Source organism: Pseudomonas putida (assembly GCF_025905425.1).
Lineage (GTDB): Bacteria > Pseudomonadota > Gammaproteobacteria > Pseudomonadales > Pseudomonadaceae > Aquipseudomonas > Aquipseudomonas putida_AF.
In genome coordinates, this window is record NZ_CP109603.1 from 2,954,739 (window position 1) to 2,971,966 (window position 17,228).

Annotated in this window: 14 protein-coding genes; 7 read left to right on the forward strand and 7 right to left on the reverse strand. The window is 62.9% G+C overall.

What is annotated here, in order from left to right; genetic code table 11:
• Positions 1–367 precede the first annotated feature (367 nt).
• Genes OGV19_RS13080 through OGV19_RS13090 form a run of 3 tightly spaced genes read left to right on the forward strand, consistent with a single transcriptional unit; the run spans position 368 to position 4,781 of the window.
• Positions 368–2,104 (forward strand): type I secretion system permease/ATPase, encoded by a 1,737-nt coding sequence (locus OGV19_RS13080; protein WP_264313765.1) that lies wholly within the window; start codon positions 368–370, stop codon positions 2,102–2,104.
• A gap of 6 nt (positions 2,105–2,110) precedes the next feature.
• Positions 2,111–3,451, forward strand: a complete 1,341-nt coding sequence (locus OGV19_RS13085; RefSeq protein WP_264313766.1) for an HlyD family type I secretion periplasmic adaptor subunit — start codon at positions 2,111–2,113, stop codon at positions 3,449–3,451.
• Position 3,452: 1 nt separating this feature from the next.
• On the forward strand, positions 3,453–4,781 hold the full coding sequence (locus OGV19_RS13090) for a TolC family outer membrane protein (protein WP_264313767.1): 1,329 nt from the start codon (positions 3,453–3,455) through the stop codon (positions 4,779–4,781).
• Here OGV19_RS13090 and OGV19_RS13095 read toward each other — a convergent pair.
• The gene (locus OGV19_RS13095; protein ID WP_264313768.1) at positions 4,701–5,195 is read right to left on the reverse strand and encodes an MAPEG family protein; all 495 of its coding nucleotides are present in this window, start codon (positions 5,193–5,195) and stop codon (positions 4,701–4,703) included. The genes OGV19_RS13090 and OGV19_RS13095 overlap by 81 nt on opposite strands.
• Complete coding sequence (locus OGV19_RS13100) at positions 5,195–5,527, reverse strand: DUF2834 domain-containing protein (RefSeq protein ID WP_264313769.1); 333 nt, start codon at positions 5,525–5,527, stop codon at positions 5,195–5,197. Before OGV19_RS13100 ends, OGV19_RS13095 begins: the two co-directional genes overlap by 1 nt.
• Positions 5,528–5,636: 109 nt before the next feature.
• Between OGV19_RS13100 and OGV19_RS13105 the strand changes: the two genes are divergently transcribed.
• From OGV19_RS13105 to OGV19_RS13115, 3 genes are all read left to right on the forward strand, one after another.
• Positions 5,637–6,461: a helix-turn-helix domain-containing protein gene (locus OGV19_RS13105; RefSeq protein ID WP_264313770.1), complete on the forward strand. Its 825-nt coding sequence runs from the start codon at positions 5,637–5,639 to the stop codon at positions 6,459–6,461.
• A 10-nt stretch (positions 6,462–6,471) separates the two neighbouring features.
• On the forward strand, positions 6,472–7,140 hold the full coding sequence (locus tag OGV19_RS13110) for a class I SAM-dependent methyltransferase (RefSeq protein ID WP_264313771.1): 669 nt from the start codon (positions 6,472–6,474) through the stop codon (positions 7,138–7,140).
• Positions 7,141–7,459: 319 nt separating this feature from the next.
• Positions 7,460–8,395 carry an IS110 family transposase gene (locus OGV19_RS13115; protein WP_264309880.1) on the forward strand — a complete coding sequence of 312 codons (936 nt, stop codon included), beginning with the start codon at positions 7,460–7,462 and terminating at the stop codon, positions 8,393–8,395.
• Between the two features lie 145 nt (positions 8,396–8,540).
• Here OGV19_RS13115 and quiC read toward each other — a convergent pair whose 3' ends face one another.
• Positions 8,541–10,448 carry a 3-dehydroshikimate dehydratase QuiC gene (quiC, locus tag OGV19_RS13120; protein ID WP_264313772.1) on the reverse strand — a complete coding sequence of 636 codons (1,908 nt, stop codon included), beginning with the start codon at positions 10,446–10,448 and terminating at the stop codon, positions 8,541–8,543.
• A gap of 470 nt (positions 10,449–10,918) precedes the next feature.
• Between quiC and OGV19_RS13125 the strand changes: the two genes are divergently transcribed.
• The gene (locus OGV19_RS13125) at positions 10,919–12,292 is read left to right on the forward strand and encodes an MFS transporter (RefSeq protein ID WP_264313773.1); all 1,374 of its coding nucleotides are present in this window, start codon (positions 10,919–10,921) and stop codon (positions 12,290–12,292) included.
• Positions 12,293–12,327: 35 nt separating this feature from the next.
• Here the strand turns inward: OGV19_RS13125 and OGV19_RS13130 are convergent, their stop codons facing one another.
• From OGV19_RS13130 to OGV19_RS13145, 4 genes are all read right to left on the reverse strand, one after another.
• Positions 12,328–13,740, reverse strand: coding sequence for a DOPA decarboxylase (locus OGV19_RS13130; protein WP_264313774.1), 1,413 nt, complete (start codon positions 13,738–13,740; stop codon positions 12,328–12,330).
• A 198-nt stretch (positions 13,741–13,938) separates the two neighbouring features.
• Entirely contained in the window at positions 13,939–14,883 is a 945-nt protein-coding gene (locus tag OGV19_RS13135) for a LysR family transcriptional regulator (RefSeq protein ID WP_264313775.1), read from the reverse strand.
• A 138-nt stretch (positions 14,884–15,021) separates the two neighbouring features.
• Complete coding sequence (locus tag OGV19_RS13140) at positions 15,022–15,732, reverse strand: YebC/PmpR family DNA-binding transcriptional regulator (RefSeq protein WP_264313776.1); 711 nt, start codon at positions 15,730–15,732, stop codon at positions 15,022–15,024.
• A 94-nt stretch (positions 15,733–15,826) separates the two neighbouring features.
• On the reverse strand, positions 15,827–17,218 hold the full coding sequence (locus tag OGV19_RS13145) for an FAD-dependent oxidoreductase (RefSeq protein WP_264313777.1): 1,392 nt from the start codon (positions 17,216–17,218) through the stop codon (positions 15,827–15,829).
• Between the last annotated feature and the right edge of the window lie 10 nt (positions 17,219–17,228).

Genomic DNA, 17,228 nt, shown 5'->3' on the forward strand with positions numbered 1-17,228 from the left:
ATGACGTCTGGTTAAACGCGATCCCTGTAGGTGCGGCCTTGCCGGGCGACCCTACAGGGCCCGAATAATCAAGACTAAAGTCGCAGAGTCAAACCTTGTCAATGAACCGTCGAAAAAATGACTCTCGATGATAATGCGTTGCAACTCGCTGTTTTTACGTGACTTATGAAAAGTTCAACGCATTTATAGAGCAAAATGATATTACAAGACATTTCAGTGCATCCTACGCTGCTGCTTGTGGGAGCAACGCAGCGTTTTGGGGCTATCCGCCTATAGAGCGACCCGCCTGCGAGCCAATCAGAAGCCACATCTACAGCTGTCCGGGACGCCGCAACGGCCTCCGGTTTTGTGAAGAGGGAGGCCCCAGATGCACAAGCAGCCGCGCACCCGTTCCGAGCTGGCCGACGCGCTCTTTCGCCTGCGCCGCAGCTTCTACTCACTGGCAGGCTTCAGCGGCGTCATAAACGTCATGATGTTGACGCCAGCCGTCTACATGCTCCAGGTCTACGACCGCGCCCTGGTCAGCCGCAACATCACCACACTGACGATGCTGACCCTGCTGGTGGTCGGGCTGTTCCTGCTGATGTCCGCCCTGGAAATGATTCGCACCCGGGTGTTGATTCGGGTAGGCAACAGCCTGGACATGGACCTCAACCGGCGCATTTTCAGCGCCGCGTTCGAACGCAACCTGAACCGCGCCGGAGGCAACCCAGCCCAGGCCCTGCAAGACCTTGCGCAGGTTCGCCAGTTTCTGACCGGCAATGGCCTGTTCGCCTTCTTCGATGCGCCCTGGACACCGATCTACCTGTTGGTCTGCTACTTGATCCACCCCCTGCTCGGGCTGGTCACGATGATCGGCTCGCTGATCCTGGCGGGCCTGGCATACCTCACCGAAAAGACCACCCACAAGCCGCTGGCCGAGGCCAACCACGCGGCGCTTTCCTCCGCCAGCTACGCCAACAACAACCTGCGCAACGCCGAAGTCATCGAGGCCATGGGCATGCTGCCGTCGATCAGCAAGCGCTGGTACCAGAGCCACCTGCGCATCCTGCAGATGCAGACCCTGGCCTCCGACCGTGCCGCCCTGATCAGCAGCACCGGGCGCTTCGTGCGCATCACCCTGCAATCGCTGATCCTCGGCACCGGTGCGCTGCTGGCCATCGAAGGCAAGATCACCCCGGGCATGATGATCGCCTGCTCGATCCTCACCGGCCGTGCGCTGGGGCCGGTTGAGCAGGTCATTGCCTCCTGGAAGCAACTGCTTGGTTGCCGTTCGGCCTGGGGGCGGCTCAACGAGCTGCTGCAGGACTACCCGCGCCGGCCACCGAGCATGTCGCTGCAACGGCCCGTGGGCATGCTTGCCGTGGAGAACGTGTTTGCCGGCGCCCCCGGTACCAACACCACCATTTTGCGCGGGGTGAGTTTCAGCCTGGCGCCGGGCGAAAGCCTCGGCGTCATAGGCCCTTCAGCTTCGGGCAAGTCCACCCTCGCCCGCTTGCTGGTTGGCGTCTGGCCGACCCAGGCCGGTAAGGTGCGCCTGGACGGCGCCGACATCTTCACCTGGAACAAGGGCGAACTCGGCCCGTGGCTCGGCTACCTGCCGCAGGACGTCGAACTGTTCGAAGGGACCATCGCCGACAACATCGCGCGTTTTGCCGAGGTGGACAGCGATGCGGTCATCCGCGCAGCCAAGAGCACCGGCGTGCACGAAATGATCCTGCGTTTCCCGCAGGGTTACGACACCCGTCTAGGCACCGATGGCAGCCCGCTTTCCGGTGGCCAGAAGCAGCGCATTGCCCTGGCCCGTGCACTCTATGGCGAACCCAACCTGGTGGTACTGGATGAGCCCAACGCCAACCTCGACGATGTCGGTGAAAAGGCCCTGGTCGATGCCCTGGCCGAACTCAAGGCGCGCGGTGCCACGGTCGTGCTGGTGTCCCATCGGCCCAATGTGCTCTGCGCCGTCGACAAAGTCCTGATGCTGCGTGACGGCGGCGTGCAGATGCTGGGCACGCGCGACGAAGTCTTTGCAGCACTGCGTAAAGCGAGCGTGATACCTGCCGGCGCAGCGGCGCCACTGGCCTCGGTAAAAGTACGGGAGTGACCGATCATGCACATGAGCCAACCTACCGAGTTGATTCCCGCCGAGGCCAACAACCTGATCGACCAGGACGCCGGCAAACCGGTGCGCTGGGGCCTGTGGCTGGTGCTTGCCGGCTTTGGCGGCTTCCTGCTGTGGGCCTGGCTCGCGCCGCTGGATGCCGGCGTGGTCGCGACCGGCACGGTCAAGGTCACCAGCAATCGCAAGGCGGTGCAGCACCTGAGTGGCGGCACCGTGGAGGCGATTATGGTGCGCGAAGGCGATGTGGTGAAAAAGGGCCAGGAGGTGGTTCGCCTCGATGCCCTGCGCGCCGTGGCCGAACAGGGCGCGGTCAGCGCCCAGTACATCGTCAGCAAGACCGTTGAAAACCGCCTCGAAGCCGAGCGCGACAGCCGCGACACGGTGAGTTTCGACCCGGCGTTGCTCAAGCGCTTCGGCGCTGACCCACGCCTGCTGGCCGCCATGGACCTGCAACAACGCCTGCTGGATACCCGTCGCGCCGGCCTGGCAGGCGAAATCAGCATCCTCGAAGAGAACCTGGCGGCATCGGCCGTGCAGCTCAAGGGCCTGCAGCAGGTGTACGGCGCGCGCGCTTCACAGATCAACTTCCTCGGCCAGGAACTGCAAGGCACCCGCGTGCTGGCGGCCGAGGGCTATGTGCCACGCAACCGCCTGCTCGAACTTGAGCGCAGTAACGCCGACCTCTCCGCCGGCCAGGCCGAGAACCTCAACAACATCGCCCGCGTTCGCAGCCAGACCACCGAGATCAAGCTGCGCATTCTCCAGCGCCAGCACGACTACCTGAAAGAGGTCGAATCACAACTGACCGATACCGCCAAGGAAAACACCACCCTGGCCGACCGCTTGCGCGCGCTGGACTACGAAGTGACCCACACGGTGATCCGCTCGCCCATCGACGGCATGGTCCAGGCCCTAGGCATCGCCACGGTTGGCGGGGTCATCCAGCCGGGTGCCAAGCTCATGGAAATCGTCCCGCTCGACGAGCCGTTGCAGGTCGATGCGATGATCCCGGTACAGGCCATCGACAAGATGGTCCCGGGGCTTGCCGTGGATATCGCCTTCCCAGCCTTCAACCACGCCCAGACACCGAACATCCCTGGTCGGGTCAAGACCGTCTCCGCCGACCGCCTGCTCGATGAGGAGAGCAAGCAGCCGTTCTACCTGGCCCAGGTGGACGTCTCGCCGGCCGGCATGAGCCTGCTTGGCAGCAACCACATACGCCCCGGCATGCCCGCCACCGTCACCATCAAGACCGGTGAGCGCAACCTGCTCAGCTACCTGCTCAAACCAATGCTCGAACGCGTGGACAGTGCCTTCAAGGAGCAATGAAATGAACCGACACTGCCTGATGTTGTGCCTGCTGGGGTTGTCCTTGCCGGCCAGTGCCATGGACCTCAAACAAGCCTGGGACCTGTTGCAATATCAAGGCCCTGTCTACCGCGCCGCCGAACATGAAAAAGCCGCCGGTATGGAAAACCGGGCCATCGGCCAGGCTGGCCTGCTGCCGCAAATCAACGCCACGGCCTACTACAACAAGGTCAATGGCACCCAGGAGCAAAGCAGCCTCGAAAGGGATCTGGACTACAACTCTAAAGGCGCCAGCGTGCGCCTGCGCCAACCGCTGTTCAACAAGCAGAAGATGGCCGAATACCGCCAGGGCCAGCAACGTGCCGACTACAGCGTCGCGGTGTTCGATGCCAAGAGCCAGGATGCGGCGGTGCGCCTGGCCGACAGCTACTTCGATGTGCTCCTGGCCAGCGAAACCATCACCCTCGCCAAGGCCAAGCTGAACGCCTTCGAAGAACAGCTTGCCTCGGCCAAACGGCGCATGGAACTGGGCGCCGGCACGGTGACCGACATCGACGAATCGGTCGCTCGCCGCGACCTGGCCGAGGCTGACCTGATCGAAGCCCAGGACAACCTGGTCAACACCCGTCGCAAGCTTGAGGAGTACATCGGCGAAACCCCCGCCTCGCTGACCACTCTGCAGCCAGGCTTCAGCACCCCGCCGCTGCTGCCGGGCAACCTGCAGGACTGGCTGGTCAAGGCCCAGGCCGACAGCCCACTGATTCACGCCCGCCGGCATAGTTACGAGCTCGCCGAGGAAGAGGTGAACCGGGCCAAGGCCGGGCATTGGCCCACCCTGGACTTTGTTGCGGGCTACACCGCGGGCAGCAGCCAATCGATTTCAGAGCTGAATCAGCGCAACCAGTACAGCTCGATCGGGCTGGAACTGAACATTCCGCTGTACAGCGGCGGCAGCACCAGCGCGCTGACCCGCCAGGCCAGCGCCAACAGTTCGAAAGCCCTGGACGAGCTCGACGCAACCCGCCAGGAGGTCATTTCCGATACCACCCGTGAGTACCGTGGCGTGCAGAGTGGCGCGATGCGTATTCAAGCGCTGGAAAAGGCCGTCTCGTCCAATGAACGCTCGCTGACCTCGACGCGCAAGGGCTTCAAGGAGGGGGGTACCAGCACCAACTCGGACGTACTCAACGCTGAAGAACTGCTGTTTGACGCACGCCATGACCTGTTCGAGGCCAAGTTGAACTACCTGATGTCGCGCCTGCGCCTGGCATCATCGGTGGGCAGCCTGGGGGATGATGATATCGAGCTGGTCAACGACTACCTTGGGCCGGAGTTGATGGTCAGTAACTGAGGCCTTCGCGACCACTGCCGCCAACCCCAGTAAACAAAGCAAACCCAGCGCAAAGCTGACCGTCCGCCAAGGCTGCATACCGCGTAGATAGCACAGGGTATGCGCCACTCTGGCAACGGTGAACACCACACTCAGCCAAATGATGGCCACCTCAGTCGCGCCCAGGGCAATCGCCAGGCCAGCCATGGCGAAAAACGCTGGAATGTTCTCCAGGTCATTGGCCCAGGCCTTGCTGGCCCGGCTGACCTGTGGCAGTTCTTCAACATTGGCCAAGCGCCGAAAGACCGCCGCGTCTTCACCATTGGTGAAGGCCTTGTAACGAAGGCGGTAATAGCCTTGGTAACAAGAAATCGCCAGCATCTTCAAAAACAGCACAACCACACAGACCGCATAGACAGACAGGGCACCGTGCATCACGCCCCCTCCTGAGCATGGTGTGCCGAGCGCCAGCCAAAGCCTTCAAACACGATGTACAGAAGCGGCCCGACCGACACAAACACAGCCGTGAGCAGCAAAAAAGGGGCAACCCGCACCCATGATCGCCCGTTCGAACGGGCGTCCCGGATCATCCAGGCGCACGCAAGCCCAGCCATCACATACAAGTCGATTACAACCTGCGCGGTGTCGGGCCGGGCCATGAGTTCAAGGCCAAACGCGAGCAATGATTGCTCTGCATGGAGCATCGTCCAGCCGGTGTACAGTGAAAACGACATCAGTGTAGCCAGCGCGATCCAAGTGCTTTTCATCTTCAACCCTCCTTAACCAATACCGCGCCAAGGTAGTGCTATGGTTGCAGCCCGCTCAATGACCTCACAGGTCATCGACGCCCCTCTCTCGGTCAGTCAGAGTTGCCCCATGAGTAACCGCCCTTTCCACACGACCGCCTCAGCCGGTAACCCGGCAGGCAACCGCTTGCGCCGACACCGTCAACAGGCTGGTTTGAGCCAGCTTGAGCTTGCCCTGCTCGCCAACGTATCCCAGCGTCATCTGAGCTGCGTGGAAACCGGGCGCGCCAAACCAAGCCCAGGCACGTTGCATGCCCTGCTTTCTGCTTTGGACGTACCTTTGGAGGAATGCAACGAAGTTTTCCTCGCGGCAGGCTATGCGCCTCGTTACACCGCCTCCGCGCTGAGCGCACCTCACCTGGCGGTGGTTCACGATGCGATTGCGCACATCCTGCAGGCCAACAACCCAGCCCCGGCGATCGTCCTGGACAATACCTGGCGCATCACCGCCGCCAACACCGGTGCAACCCGGCTGCTGCACATAGCCGGGGTCGATACGGGCAGTGGCACAGCGCTCAACCTGCTGCAGTTGCTGTTTTGCCCTGGGGGTTTGGGTGATGCCCTGGTCAACGCCGAGGAAGTCCGCGCAATCGCCTGGCAGCGCGCCTCGCGCGAAGCCGTCGGCAACGCGGATCTGGCGCGTATCTTGGCGCAACTGCCAACGCCTGCCGAGCGGACCTCTGCCGTATCACCATCCCCTGTGGTACTGACTCGCCTGCGCTCCAGCCAGGGCGAGTTACAGTTTCTCTCGACGTTCACGACGTTCGGCATGCCGCAGGATATAACAGTGGCATCGCTGCGCATCGAGCACCTGATACCTGCCGATGCACATACCTGGCAAACCATGACGATGGTTTGCAGCCAAGCCACGCAATTGGCCCCCACTGAGCCTTGAGGGACACCCTATGCAAGACGCCGAAAGCCACTTGCTGAACAGCTGGCAGCACAACGCCCAGGCTTGGATCGACGCGGTGCGCAGCGGCGCCATCGAGAGCCGTCGGCAAGTGACCGACCAGGCCATCGTGCTGGCCATTCTCAGCCGACAACCCGAGCGCGTACTCGACCTTGGGTGTGGTGAAGGCTGGTTGCTGCGGGCGCTGGCCGATCGTGGCATCGAGGCGGTCGGCGTGGATGGCGACAAGACCCTGGTGGAGGCGGCCCGCGCGGCAGGCTCCGCCGAGGTGCACCTTGCCAGTTACGCACAGCTGGCCGAGGGCGACGTCAGCGTTGGCCGTGACTACGACCTGGTCTGCGCCAACTTCGCGTTGTTGCAGCAGGACGTCATTCCCCTGTTGGCGGCAATGAACGGGCTGCTGGCGCCCGGTGGTGCACTGGTGATCCAGACCTTGCACCCCTGGAGCGTGGCAGCGGGCGATTATCAGGATGGTTGGCGGGAAGAGTCGTTTGCAGGGTTTGGCGGGGACTGGCGGCCGATGCCCTGGTACTTCCGCACCTTGGCCAGTTGGCTCACTGCATTGGACATGGCCGGGCTGCGCCTGGTCAGCCTGCAAGAGCCGCAGCATCCTCAAAGTGCGGTGCCGCAGGCGTTGTTGATGGTGGCCGAAGGGCGATGAATTCACACTGCGGTGGCTTTAATACCTGTGGGAGCGGGCTTGCCCCGCGAAGAAGGCGACGCGGTATATGGCACCGGCTTTGCCGGTGTTCGCGGGGCAAGCCCGCTTGTGTCTTGGAGAGGGAATAGAATCTGAAGTGAGAGCGGTGAATGGCAAGCTGATAGCCCGAGGTGCCCAGAGCACGTGTGGGAGCAAAAGCTGCCATTCACCGTTCCACTTTGGCGAGAGCCCGAACAGTTGGATGAGGGGCGTAATCTCGAATCACAAGCGTGGGCCAAGCCAAAGCGCTCTCACTCCTTGAGTTTAAGAGGGTTTGGCCATGTCTTCCTCTGTCGGCATCGATGTTTCCAGTGCCACACTTGCTGTTCACATCCGTCCTGAGGGGGTGAACTTCAGTGTTTCCAATGACTTGAAGGGATTCCAACTGCTCGTCGAAAAGCTTGGCGAGTATGCAATTTCAATGGTCTTGCTCGAAGCTACCGGTGGCTACGAGTGCAATGTCCTCAAAGCGCTGCAGGATGCCGATTTTCCGGTTTGCCGGATCAATCCCAGTCGTGCCCGGGACTTTGCCAAGTCGATGGGTAAACGCGCCAAGACCGATCCCATTGACGCAGCTGTTTTGGCTCACCTGGCTGAAGTTATGCCCCCACGGCCTTGCCAGGTGATGACACCCGAGCGGGCTTTGCTGCGCGAACTGCTTATGCAGCGGGATCGCTTCGTCCAACAGCGCGACGATGACAAGCGGCGCCTGAAGCAGGCGCGGGCTCCCAGTGTTTGTTTGCGGTTGGAACAACACATCGCCTATCTGAAGGGTGAAATTCGAGCGCTGGAACAAGAGATCGCACAGCAGGCAGCAGCTTTGCCTGATGATCGGGTTAAACAGCTCACTCAAGTCAAAGGAATTGGTCTGATTACTGCCGGAAAGCTGATGGCCTTGCTGCCAGAGCTGGGCCAGGTGGATAAGAAGGAAATTGCCGCCTTGGTCGGTGTTGCGCCGTTCAACCAGGACAGCGGCAAGCAGTCGGGCAAGCGTTCAATCTGGGGGGGACGCTCACAAGTCAGGCGGGCGCTCTATATGGCCTGCTGGGTGGTGATACGGCACAACAAGGACTTCTGCGAGCGCTACAAAGCACTGCGAGCCCAGGGGAAGTGCGCGAAAGTATCGGTGGTGGCGTGTATGCGAGTATTGATAGTGAGGCTAAATGCGATGCTCAAGACCGGAACGCCCTGGAAGGAGCAAATAGCTCATTCGTAGGAGCAAGCCTTGCTGGCGATGCCCGGCACAGCCGGGCCTGGGGCGCTACGCGCCCCATCGCCGGCAAGGCCAGCTTCCACAAGAAGACAGTTGCTCCCACACAGACCTTGCTAGAACAATAAGATAAGTTATGAAGTAGCGGCGCTTACAGCACCGGCTTGCGCGCTGCCCCGCTGCGGGCCTTGGCCATCGCAGCCAGACGCACCGCGACGTTCGCCGCGCCATACCCGGCATAGCCGCCCTTGCGCTGGATGATCTCGAAGAAGAAACGCTCCTCGAACGGCTCGGTATAGACGTGGAACAACTCGCCGCCCTGGGCGTCACGGTCGTACAGCACGTTGTAGTACGCCAGTTCGCTCAGGAACTCGTCGTCAAAGTCAAAACGCGCCGCCAGGTCGTCGTAATAGTTGAGCGGGATTTCCAGCAGCGGCACACCCGCCAACTTGGCACGCGCGACCTCACGGAAGATGTCGTCACAATCGAAGGCGATGTGATGCACACCCGATCCACGGTAGCTGGACAATGCGTGGGCAATGGCCGTGTTGCGGTTCTCGGAAATGTTCAGTGGCAGGCGCAAGGTGCCGCACTGGCTGCGCAGGGCGCGGCTCTTGACCAGGCCATAAGGGTCGGGCAGCACCACTTCATCGTCGGCGGCGAAATCGAACAGGCTCTTGTAGAACAGCACCCAGCTGTCCAGCGACTCGGCCGGCAGCGCCAGGGCCATGTGGTCGATACGGCGCAGGCCACCGCTGGCTGCGGCGGCTTTGTCCAGGCTGAAGTCGGTGTCGTACAGGGTCTGGCCAGCAGTACCCTGCTCCACCAGGTACAGCAGGCTGCCATCGGGCGCGCGCACCGCAGGCACTTCACATTCGTTGGGGCCGACCAGGCCACGGAACGGCTGCCCACGGAAGGCGGTGGCGCGTTTAAGGGCAGCCTGCTGGTCCTTGACCCGCAACGCCGTGGCGCACAGCGACGGGCCATGGGCCTCGAAGAAGTTGTGGCCAAACGAGTAGGGTTCGGCATTGAGGACGATGTTGATGTCGCCCTGGCGCAGCAGTTGCACATCCTTACTGCGGTGTTTGCCGGCGTCGGCGAAGCCCAGGCGTTTCAGCCAACTGCTCAGGCGTGCGCCGACGGCTTCATCGACTGCAAATTCAAGAAACTCCACGCCGTCATAGGTACTGGCCGCCGGTGGGGTGAACAGCACGCCAGGTTCGATTTGCGTGTTCTCCTGTTCCAGGCGCAGGCGAGTCTGCTCTTCGAGGTACAGCAGCGAGCGCAAGCCGTCGGCGGCGTTCTGCCGAGGCGGCGCGGCGCGGAAGCCGTCGTTGAAAATTTCCAGTGACAGCGGGCCACGGTAGCCGGTGGCGAGGATGGGGGCAAGAAAGCCCGCCAGGTCCATTTCGCCCTGCCCCGGGAAGCAACGGAAATGCCGGCTCCACTCCAGCACGTCCATGGCCAGGATCGGCGCATCGGCCATCTGCACGAAGAAGATCTTGTCGCCGGGTATGTCGCGGATCGCGCTGGGGTCACCCTTGAGCGACAAGGTATGGAAACTGTCGAGAATCACCCCCAGCGCCGGATGGTCAGCCTGGCGCACCAGGTTCCAAACCTGCTGATAGGTATTGACGTGACGGCCCCAGGCCAAGGCTTCGTAGCCGATGCGCAGGCCGCGCTGGCCAGCATGCTCGGCCAACAGGCGCAGGTCGTCCACCAATAGCTGCTCGTCGCCCAGGGCGTCGGCCTGGACGTTGCTGCACACCAGCACCAGGTCGGTACCCAGTTCCTGCATCAAGTCGAACTTGCGCTCGGCGCGATCGACGTTCTTCTGCAGACGCTCGCGGCGGCAGCCTTCGAAATCACGGAACGGCTGGAACAGGGTGATGGCGATGCCCAGGTCGGCGCACATCTGGCGAACCTGGCGCGGGCTGCCGGCGTAATAGAGCAGATCGTTCTCGAAGATCTCGACGCCGTCGAAACCGGCGGCGGCGATGGCTTCGAGCTTTTCCGGCAGGGTGCCGCTCAAGGACACGGTGGCAATCGAACGCTGCATGGCGGGAGTTCCTTGTTGTTAGGGGACGACGGCGCAGGAAACTGACGGTGACGGTGCCTGGCATGATGGATTATTCGCAGGTAAAGTCGCCTCATCAACGTCTTTGTACGGAATGGTTAGTTTTGTGTTCGATTACCGAACAAAACCCGATTTCGTGAATTGCTACACCGCCACCCCGTGGTCAACATTAAAACCAGACGCAGGCACACCGACCGCCACCTTCTTGCCGAGACGGTCGTTGGGCAGCAACCTGCGCTGACAAGCCCAACGTCACAACATAATAAGTTCAATAAAACCGGGTACCGACCTATGCACACTGCTCTCGCCTTGCGATCCGCACCTGTCTCCTGGCTGTCTGTCACGGCCTTGGCGCGGCGTACACCCGCTCTTCACGTTTGACCCCACTCCCGAGATAACCCCCACGCTCGCCTTGCGCCGTGCGGGAACCAACAAGAACAACGGAGACACCGATGGCTCACTCCAGCTCTCAAGCCAAGAAAGCGACCGCCAGTGGATGGATAGGCTCGGCACTCGAGTACTACGACTTTTTCATCTATGCCCAGGCTGCGGCCCTGATTTTCCCGCAAATCTTCTTCCCCAACACCGACCCCAAAATGGCGATCATCGCCTCGCTGGCCACTTACGGGGTCGGCTACCTGGCCCGCCCGGTCGGCGCCATCGTGCTTGGCCACTGGGGTGACACCCGCGGTCGCAAGAACGTACTGCTGCTGTGCATGTTCCTGATGGGCGTGTCGACCATGGCTGTGGGCCTGCTGCCCACGTACCACGACATCGGCATCCTCGCCCCGGTCTTGCTGGTGCTGCTGCGCCTGGTCCAGGGCTTCGCGGTAGCCGGCGAGATCTCAGGCGCCAGTTCGATGATCATGGAGCACGCGCCGTTCGGGCGACGTGGCTATTACGCCAGCTTCACCCTGCAAGGCGTACAGGCCGGCCAGGTTCTGGCGGCGGCGGTATTCCTGCCACTGGCCTACTTCATGCCGAGCGAAGCCTTCAACGACTGGGGCTGGCGCATTCCGTTCCTGATGAGCGCGGTGGTGTTGATCGCCGGCTTCATCATCCGTAAGGAAGTGCACGAAACGCCTGCATTCGTGAAGGAAGAGAAACAAGACAAGGTCGCCAAGTCGCCAGTCAGCGAGGCTTTCCGCCACAGCTGGAAACACATGGTGCTGGTGATGTTCATGGCCCTGATGAACGTGATTCCGGTGGTCGCCACTATCTTCGGCGCAGCCTACGCGGTGCAGCCGGCGTATGGCATCGGCTTCGACAAGAGCGTGTACCTGTGGATTCCGGTGGTCGGCAACATCGTTGCGGTGCTGGTGATTCCCTTTGTCGGCAACCTGTCCGACAAGATCGGCCGTCGCCCGACCATGATCGCCGGCTGCCTGGGTTCGGGCCTGCTGGCCTTCGTCTACCTGTATGCGATCAGCATCCAGAACGTACCGCTGGCCTTCGCGGCCTCGATCGTCATGTGGGGCATGGTCTACCAGGGCTATAACGCGGTGTTCCCAAGCTTCTACCCAGAGCTGTTCCAGACCCGTTACCGTGTGTCGGCCATGGCCATCGCGCAGAACATGGGCACCATGCTGACCGCCATGCTGCCGGCGCTGTTCGCCCTGGTGGCACCACCGGGCTCGGACAACATTCCGCTGGTGGTCGGTGGCATGGCGTTCTTCATCACCTGCATCTGCGCCCTGGCGGCGTACATCGCACCAGAAACCCATCGCCTGTCGATGGAAGACCTGGGCAATCCGCAGGCCAAGCCGATGGAGAAGGCTGCGTACGAAGCCAGCCGTAAAGGCAGCTTGCAGACCGCAAGCCATTGATAGAACGCTGGGGCCGCTTTGCGGCCCCAGCCATTTCAGCCCTTGATCACTTCCTGCAGTCGCTGCCACAGTCTTTCGACATGTTCGCGCTCGGTCGGCAATGCGCCAATCGACACCCGCACCATCCACCGTCCCTCCAGCGTCGCCGGCGTCACATAAGCCTCCCCTGAAGCATTGAGCCGCTCGGCCCAGGCCCTGGTATGCGCATCCAGCGCCTCCCCTTCCAGCCCCGCTGGCCGATGCTGAATACACAACGTCTGCAACTGCACCGGCGCCAACAGCGCCCAACCCGGCGCTGCCTCGACCTGCCCGGCAAGCCACTGGGCGTTATCCAAGTCGCGACGCAAGCGTGCCTGCAGCGCTTCGACGCCTTCGCTGCGCAACATGAACCACAGCTTCAAAGCACGGAACCGCCGGCCCAGCGGAATACCCCAATCACGCAGGTTCTTGACCTCGCCATCCACCGCCGACTGCAGGTAGCTGGGGTTGGTACTCATCACCCGGATCAGGTGCTGCGGGTCGCGCACGTAGTAGATCGAACAGTCGAAGGCCACGCCCAGCCACTTGTGCGCATTGACCACCACCGAATCGGCCATCTCGATGCCGTCCCACATCCAGCGGCACTCAGGCAGGATCATTGCCGAGCCTGCCATGGCCGAATCGACATGCAGCCACAGGCCATGGGCCTGGGTAATTTCACCAATCGGGCGCAGCGGGTCGAGCGCCGTGGTGGCGGTGGTGCCGGTGGTCGCGATCACCGCACAAGGCTGATTACCGGCCGCCAGATCCTGCTCGATGGCCGCCCGCAGCGCTTCTGGCTGCAGCGCGAACTGCGCGTCGGTAGGGATCAGGCGAATGTTGTCACGGCCAAACCCGGCCAACAGCGCGGCCTTGTCCACCGAGCTGTGGGCGTGGGCGCTGACATAGACGATCAGCGGCTTGGCCTGAGCCTGCAGGCCACCGCGCACCAGCGCGTAATCGCTGGCACGCTCGCGGGCGCAGATCAGTGCCACCAGGGTACTGGTGGAGGCGGTGTCCTGGATCACCCCGCTCCATTGCCCTGAAAGGCCGAGCAACTGGCGCAACCAGTCGAGGGTGGTTTCTTCCAGCTCGCTCAACGCTGGGCTGGACTGCCAGGACAGGCCCAGTACGCCCAGGCCGGTACTTAGGAAATCACCCAGCACCGATGACAGCGTGCCGTTGGAGGGGAAGTAACCGTAGAAATCCGGGTGCTGCCAGTGAGACAGGCCGGGCATGACGAGGTTATTGACGTCGTCGAGAATCGCCTCGAAGGGTTCGCCCTGCTGCGGGGCGTTTTCCGGCAGGGCCGCTTTCAGGTAGCCGGGCTCGACCTGCGCCATGACCGGGCGTTCGCCCACGGTCTGGCGGTAGTCGGCGATCAGGTCGATCAGTTGGTGGCCGTACTGGCGGAATTGTTCGGGGGTCACGGGCGGTCTCCTGTGGGCAGTTTGCTGCCTGAGCCGGCCATTCGCGGGCAAGCCCGCTCCCACAGGGTGATCACAGCTCACAGGGCTGTCGTTAACCTGTGGGAGCGGGCTTGCCCGCGAATGGCCGGCCCAGGCAATCCATGCCCGACAGTCTAGGTGCCGCCGGCCCTGCAGAGAACCCCGCTTCGCGCATACCTCCTATGGCGTTGGCGCATGCCCCCCTTGCACGCCGAACTGCGACTGGCGCCACAGGTCAAACACCCGGTTGCGCAACCAGCGGTGCTCGGCCGAGGCCTGCAGGCGCTGGTGCCAAACCACCCAGTAGCGCTGGCTGTGATCGATAAAGCCCAGCGGTCGCCAGGCCAGGTCATGCAGGCGGCACAGTTGCCGGGCAATGTGTTCGGGCACCGTGGCCACCGCCTGACTGTTGCCGATCACCTGCACGGTGGCGGAGAAAAACGGCACTTCCAGGCTGACCCGCCGCTGCAGGCCTTGAGCGCGCAAGTGGCGGTCGATGAAGCTGTCCTTGTCGCCACCACCGGAGATGCGCACATGCTTGTGGGCCAGGTAGTCCTCCTGGCTGAGCGTGGCATGGGCACTCAGCGGGTGATCGCGGCGCATCAGGCACACGGCGCGATCCTCGCCGAGCAAGCGGCCATGCAGATTGGCGGGCGACTCGTCGAACAACGTGGTGGCCAGGTCGATCTCGCCGCTGGCCAGCAAGGCGTATTGGCCGGCCTGCCAGGTGCGGTACTCGAGGGAGACGCCGGGCGCTTCGTGCTCCAGCGCCGCCACCAGCAACGGCAGCATATGCTCGGCGACGTAGTCCGAGGCAGCCAGGCAGAAACGCCGCTCGCAGCGGGCCGGGTCGAACACGGCCGGTTGGCGCAGTGCTTGCAGCTCTTCCAGGATTTGTCGCAGGGGCTCCAGCAACGCTTCGGCGTGCTCGCTGAGCACATAGCCACGGCCCTGGCGCACCAGCAGCGGGTCGTCGAATGCTTCGCGCAGGTGGGCCAATTGACGGCTCAGGGCCGATTGGCTGACGCCCAGGCGTTCGGCGGCGTGGCTGAGGTTCTTAAGCTGCAGGAGGCAGTCAAGGGTGCGTAGATGGGCGAGGCTCAGGGAGGCGAAAGTTGGGTTCATGCAGGCTCCCCTTTATCAAATTCACCGGCCCATTCGCGGGGCAAGCCCGCTCCCACAGGGCCCGGCAGTGTTTGAGGTTAGCGGGGTCCTGTGGGAGCGGGCTTGCTCCGCGAATGGGCCGCAAAGCGGCCCCGGCTTTTAGTCGGTCAGGCCGACATAGACGTTCTGCACGTCATCGTTCTCGTCGATCGCCTCGAGGAACGCCTCGACCTCGGCCAATGCCTCAGCGCTCAGGCTGGCAGCACTCACCGGGTTCTTCGGGGTGTAGCCGATCTTTGCCGAGGTCACGGTAAAGCCATGCTCCGGCAGGGCCTTCTGCACCGCGTCCAGGTCGGTGGTGTCGGTGATGAACAGGGTCGAACCCTCTTCTTCCCCGTCTTCAAAGTCCTGGGCGCCGGCTTCGATGGCGGCCATTTCCGGGTCGGCATCGCCGCTCGGGGTGGCTTCGATCAGGCCGACATGGTTGAAGTCCCAGGCCACCGAGCCGCTTGCACCGAGCTGGCCCTTGCGGAACAGCACACGGATCTGCGCGACGGTACGGTTGATGTTGTCCGTCAGGCACTCGACGATCAGCGGCACCTGGTGCGGTGCGAAACCTTCGTAGCTCACCGCGTGGTACTGCACGGCATCACCGTCCAGGCCAGCACCTTTGCGGATTGCCCGGTCCAGAGTCTCACGGGTCATCGAGGCTTTCTTGGCCTGCACGATGGCCAGGCGCAGGCGCGGGTTCATGTCGGGGTCGGCGCCCGATTTGGCAGCGATCTGGATCTCTTTGGACAGCTTGCCCATGACCTTGCCTTTGGCATTGGCCGCTGTTTCTCTATGTTTGGCTTTCCACTGTGCGCCCATGTCGACTCTCTTGTTTCAACGGCCAGTTCAGGAAGCGACCGGCCAAAAGTGGGTGCAGTTTATACGCCCTCGGGCATGTGATCGACAAGAAATCTCACGCTTTGTCGGCCTTCCCCGCCGCCGCCGCAAAACGCGCCAGGCGCACGTCAAGGTGGCGGGGCCGCAGGCCGCGGTCTTCGGCGTGCTCCTTGCGGCGAATGGCATTGCGCACCATCAGCGACCCCAGGTAGCGGATCGGCTCCGGTGGGAACAGCCCCAGCGGCCCCTTGACCAACGGCGAGCGGGTCCAGGGGTTGTCCAGCCCCAGCGCCAGCGACGAGAGGATCTGCCCGCCCATGTGGCACGGCCCGACGCCGCTGCCGGAATAACCAAAGCCGTAGAACACGTTGCCCTGCCCGTCCAGGCGGCCAAAGAACGGCAGGCCGGTTACAGAGCGGTCCGACGGCCCGTTCCAGCTGGCCGCCAACGGCACCTGCGCCAGGGCCGGAAAGAACCCGGCCAGGCTTTCACGCAGCAGCGGCCGGTACGGCGATGGCTGGTCGAATACCGGCAGCATGCGCCCACCATAGGCAAAGGTATTGCCACCCTTGCCGAGCATCAGCCGGCCATCGGAGGTGTTGTGGTAGTAATGCACGAAAATGCGCGAGTCGAGCACGCTGACGCCGGTGTCCAGGCCGATTTCACGCAACAGCTCGGGGCACGGCTCGGTAATTACCATGTCGCTTGAAACAATCGCCACACTGCGCTCGAACTGCGGGAACGCCCGCGCCATCCAGGCATTGAGGCCCAGTACCACACGGTCGGCGTGCAACGTGCCCTGGGCCGTGCGCACCTGTACCGGGGTACCGTGCGCCAGGCCGGTCATGGCCGTGCCTTCGTGAATGCGCACGCCACGCTGCAAGGCCACCCGCCGCAGGCCCCGCACCAACTGCCCTGGCTGCACGGTGGCGGCGGCCGGCGAGAACCAGCCCTCCCGATGCCGCGCCGACCCCGCCAGGCGCTGCACCTGCTCCAGCGGCAGCCGCTGGAACGAATTGATCCCCTTGTGCTCCAGCGCGGCGATCACCGCATCGGTGGCACCGACCTGGGCCTGATTGGTGGCGGTGTACAGCGTGCCGTCCAGGCGGTAGTCGCAGTCGATGCCATTGGCGTCGCAAAACGCCCCGATGGCACCGATGCTGCGCTCTGACTCACGTACCAGGCGCACGGCCTCGGCCGCGCCGAAAAGGCGTTCGAGGGTGAAGTACTTGGCCGACCAGGACAGCGCGCAACCGCCATTGCGACCACTGGCACCGGCACCGCAGATGTCGGCCTCGATCAGCACGACATCCAGCGCAGGCACGGCCTCCTTGAGCATCAATGCGGTCCACAGGCCGGTGTAGCCGCCGCCGACGATGCACACATCGCAACGGCTATCGCCTTGCAGCGGCGGGCATGCCGCCTCCTGCGCAGCATCCAGGGCTTGTTGCAGCCAGAAGGGTCTCATTCGCTCGCTT

Bases quoted from the DNA above. Each gene is read 5' to 3' on its own strand.
- OGV19_RS13080 (WP_264313765.1), top strand. From the start codon at position 368: ATGCACAAGCAGCCGCGCACCCGTTCCGAGCTGGCCGACGCGCTCTTT.
- OGV19_RS13085 (WP_264313766.1), top strand. From the start codon at position 2,111: ATGCACATGAGCCAACCTACCGAGTTGATTCCCGCCGAGGCCAACAAC.
- OGV19_RS13090 (WP_264313767.1), top strand. From the start codon at position 3,453: ATGAACCGACACTGCCTGATGTTGTGCCTGCTGGGGTTGTCCTTGCCG.
- OGV19_RS13095 (WP_264313768.1), bottom strand. From the start codon at position 5,195: ATGCACGGTGCCCTGTCTGTCTATGCGGTCTGTGTGGTTGTGCTGTTT.
- OGV19_RS13100 (WP_264313769.1), bottom strand. From the start codon at position 5,527: ATGAAAAGCACTTGGATCGCGCTGGCTACACTGATGTCGTTTTCACTG.
- OGV19_RS13105 (WP_264313770.1), top strand. From the start codon at position 5,637: ATGAGTAACCGCCCTTTCCACACGACCGCCTCAGCCGGTAACCCGGCA.
- OGV19_RS13110 (WP_264313771.1), top strand. From the start codon at position 6,472: ATGCAAGACGCCGAAAGCCACTTGCTGAACAGCTGGCAGCACAACGCC.
- OGV19_RS13115 (WP_264309880.1), top strand. From the start codon at position 7,460: ATGTCTTCCTCTGTCGGCATCGATGTTTCCAGTGCCACACTTGCTGTT.
- quiC (WP_264313772.1), bottom strand. From the start codon at position 10,448: ATGCAGCGTTCGATTGCCACCGTGTCCTTGAGCGGCACCCTGCCGGAA.
- OGV19_RS13125 (WP_264313773.1), top strand. From the start codon at position 10,919: ATGGCTCACTCCAGCTCTCAAGCCAAGAAAGCGACCGCCAGTGGATGG.
- OGV19_RS13135 (WP_264313775.1), bottom strand. From the start codon at position 14,883: ATGAACCCAACTTTCGCCTCCCTGAGCCTCGCCCATCTACGCACCCTT.
- OGV19_RS13140 (WP_264313776.1), bottom strand. From the start codon at position 15,732: ATGGGCGCACAGTGGAAAGCCAAACATAGAGAAACAGCGGCCAATGCC.
- OGV19_RS13145 (WP_264313777.1), bottom strand. From the start codon at position 17,218: ATGAGACCCTTCTGGCTGCAACAAGCCCTGGATGCTGCGCAGGAGGCG.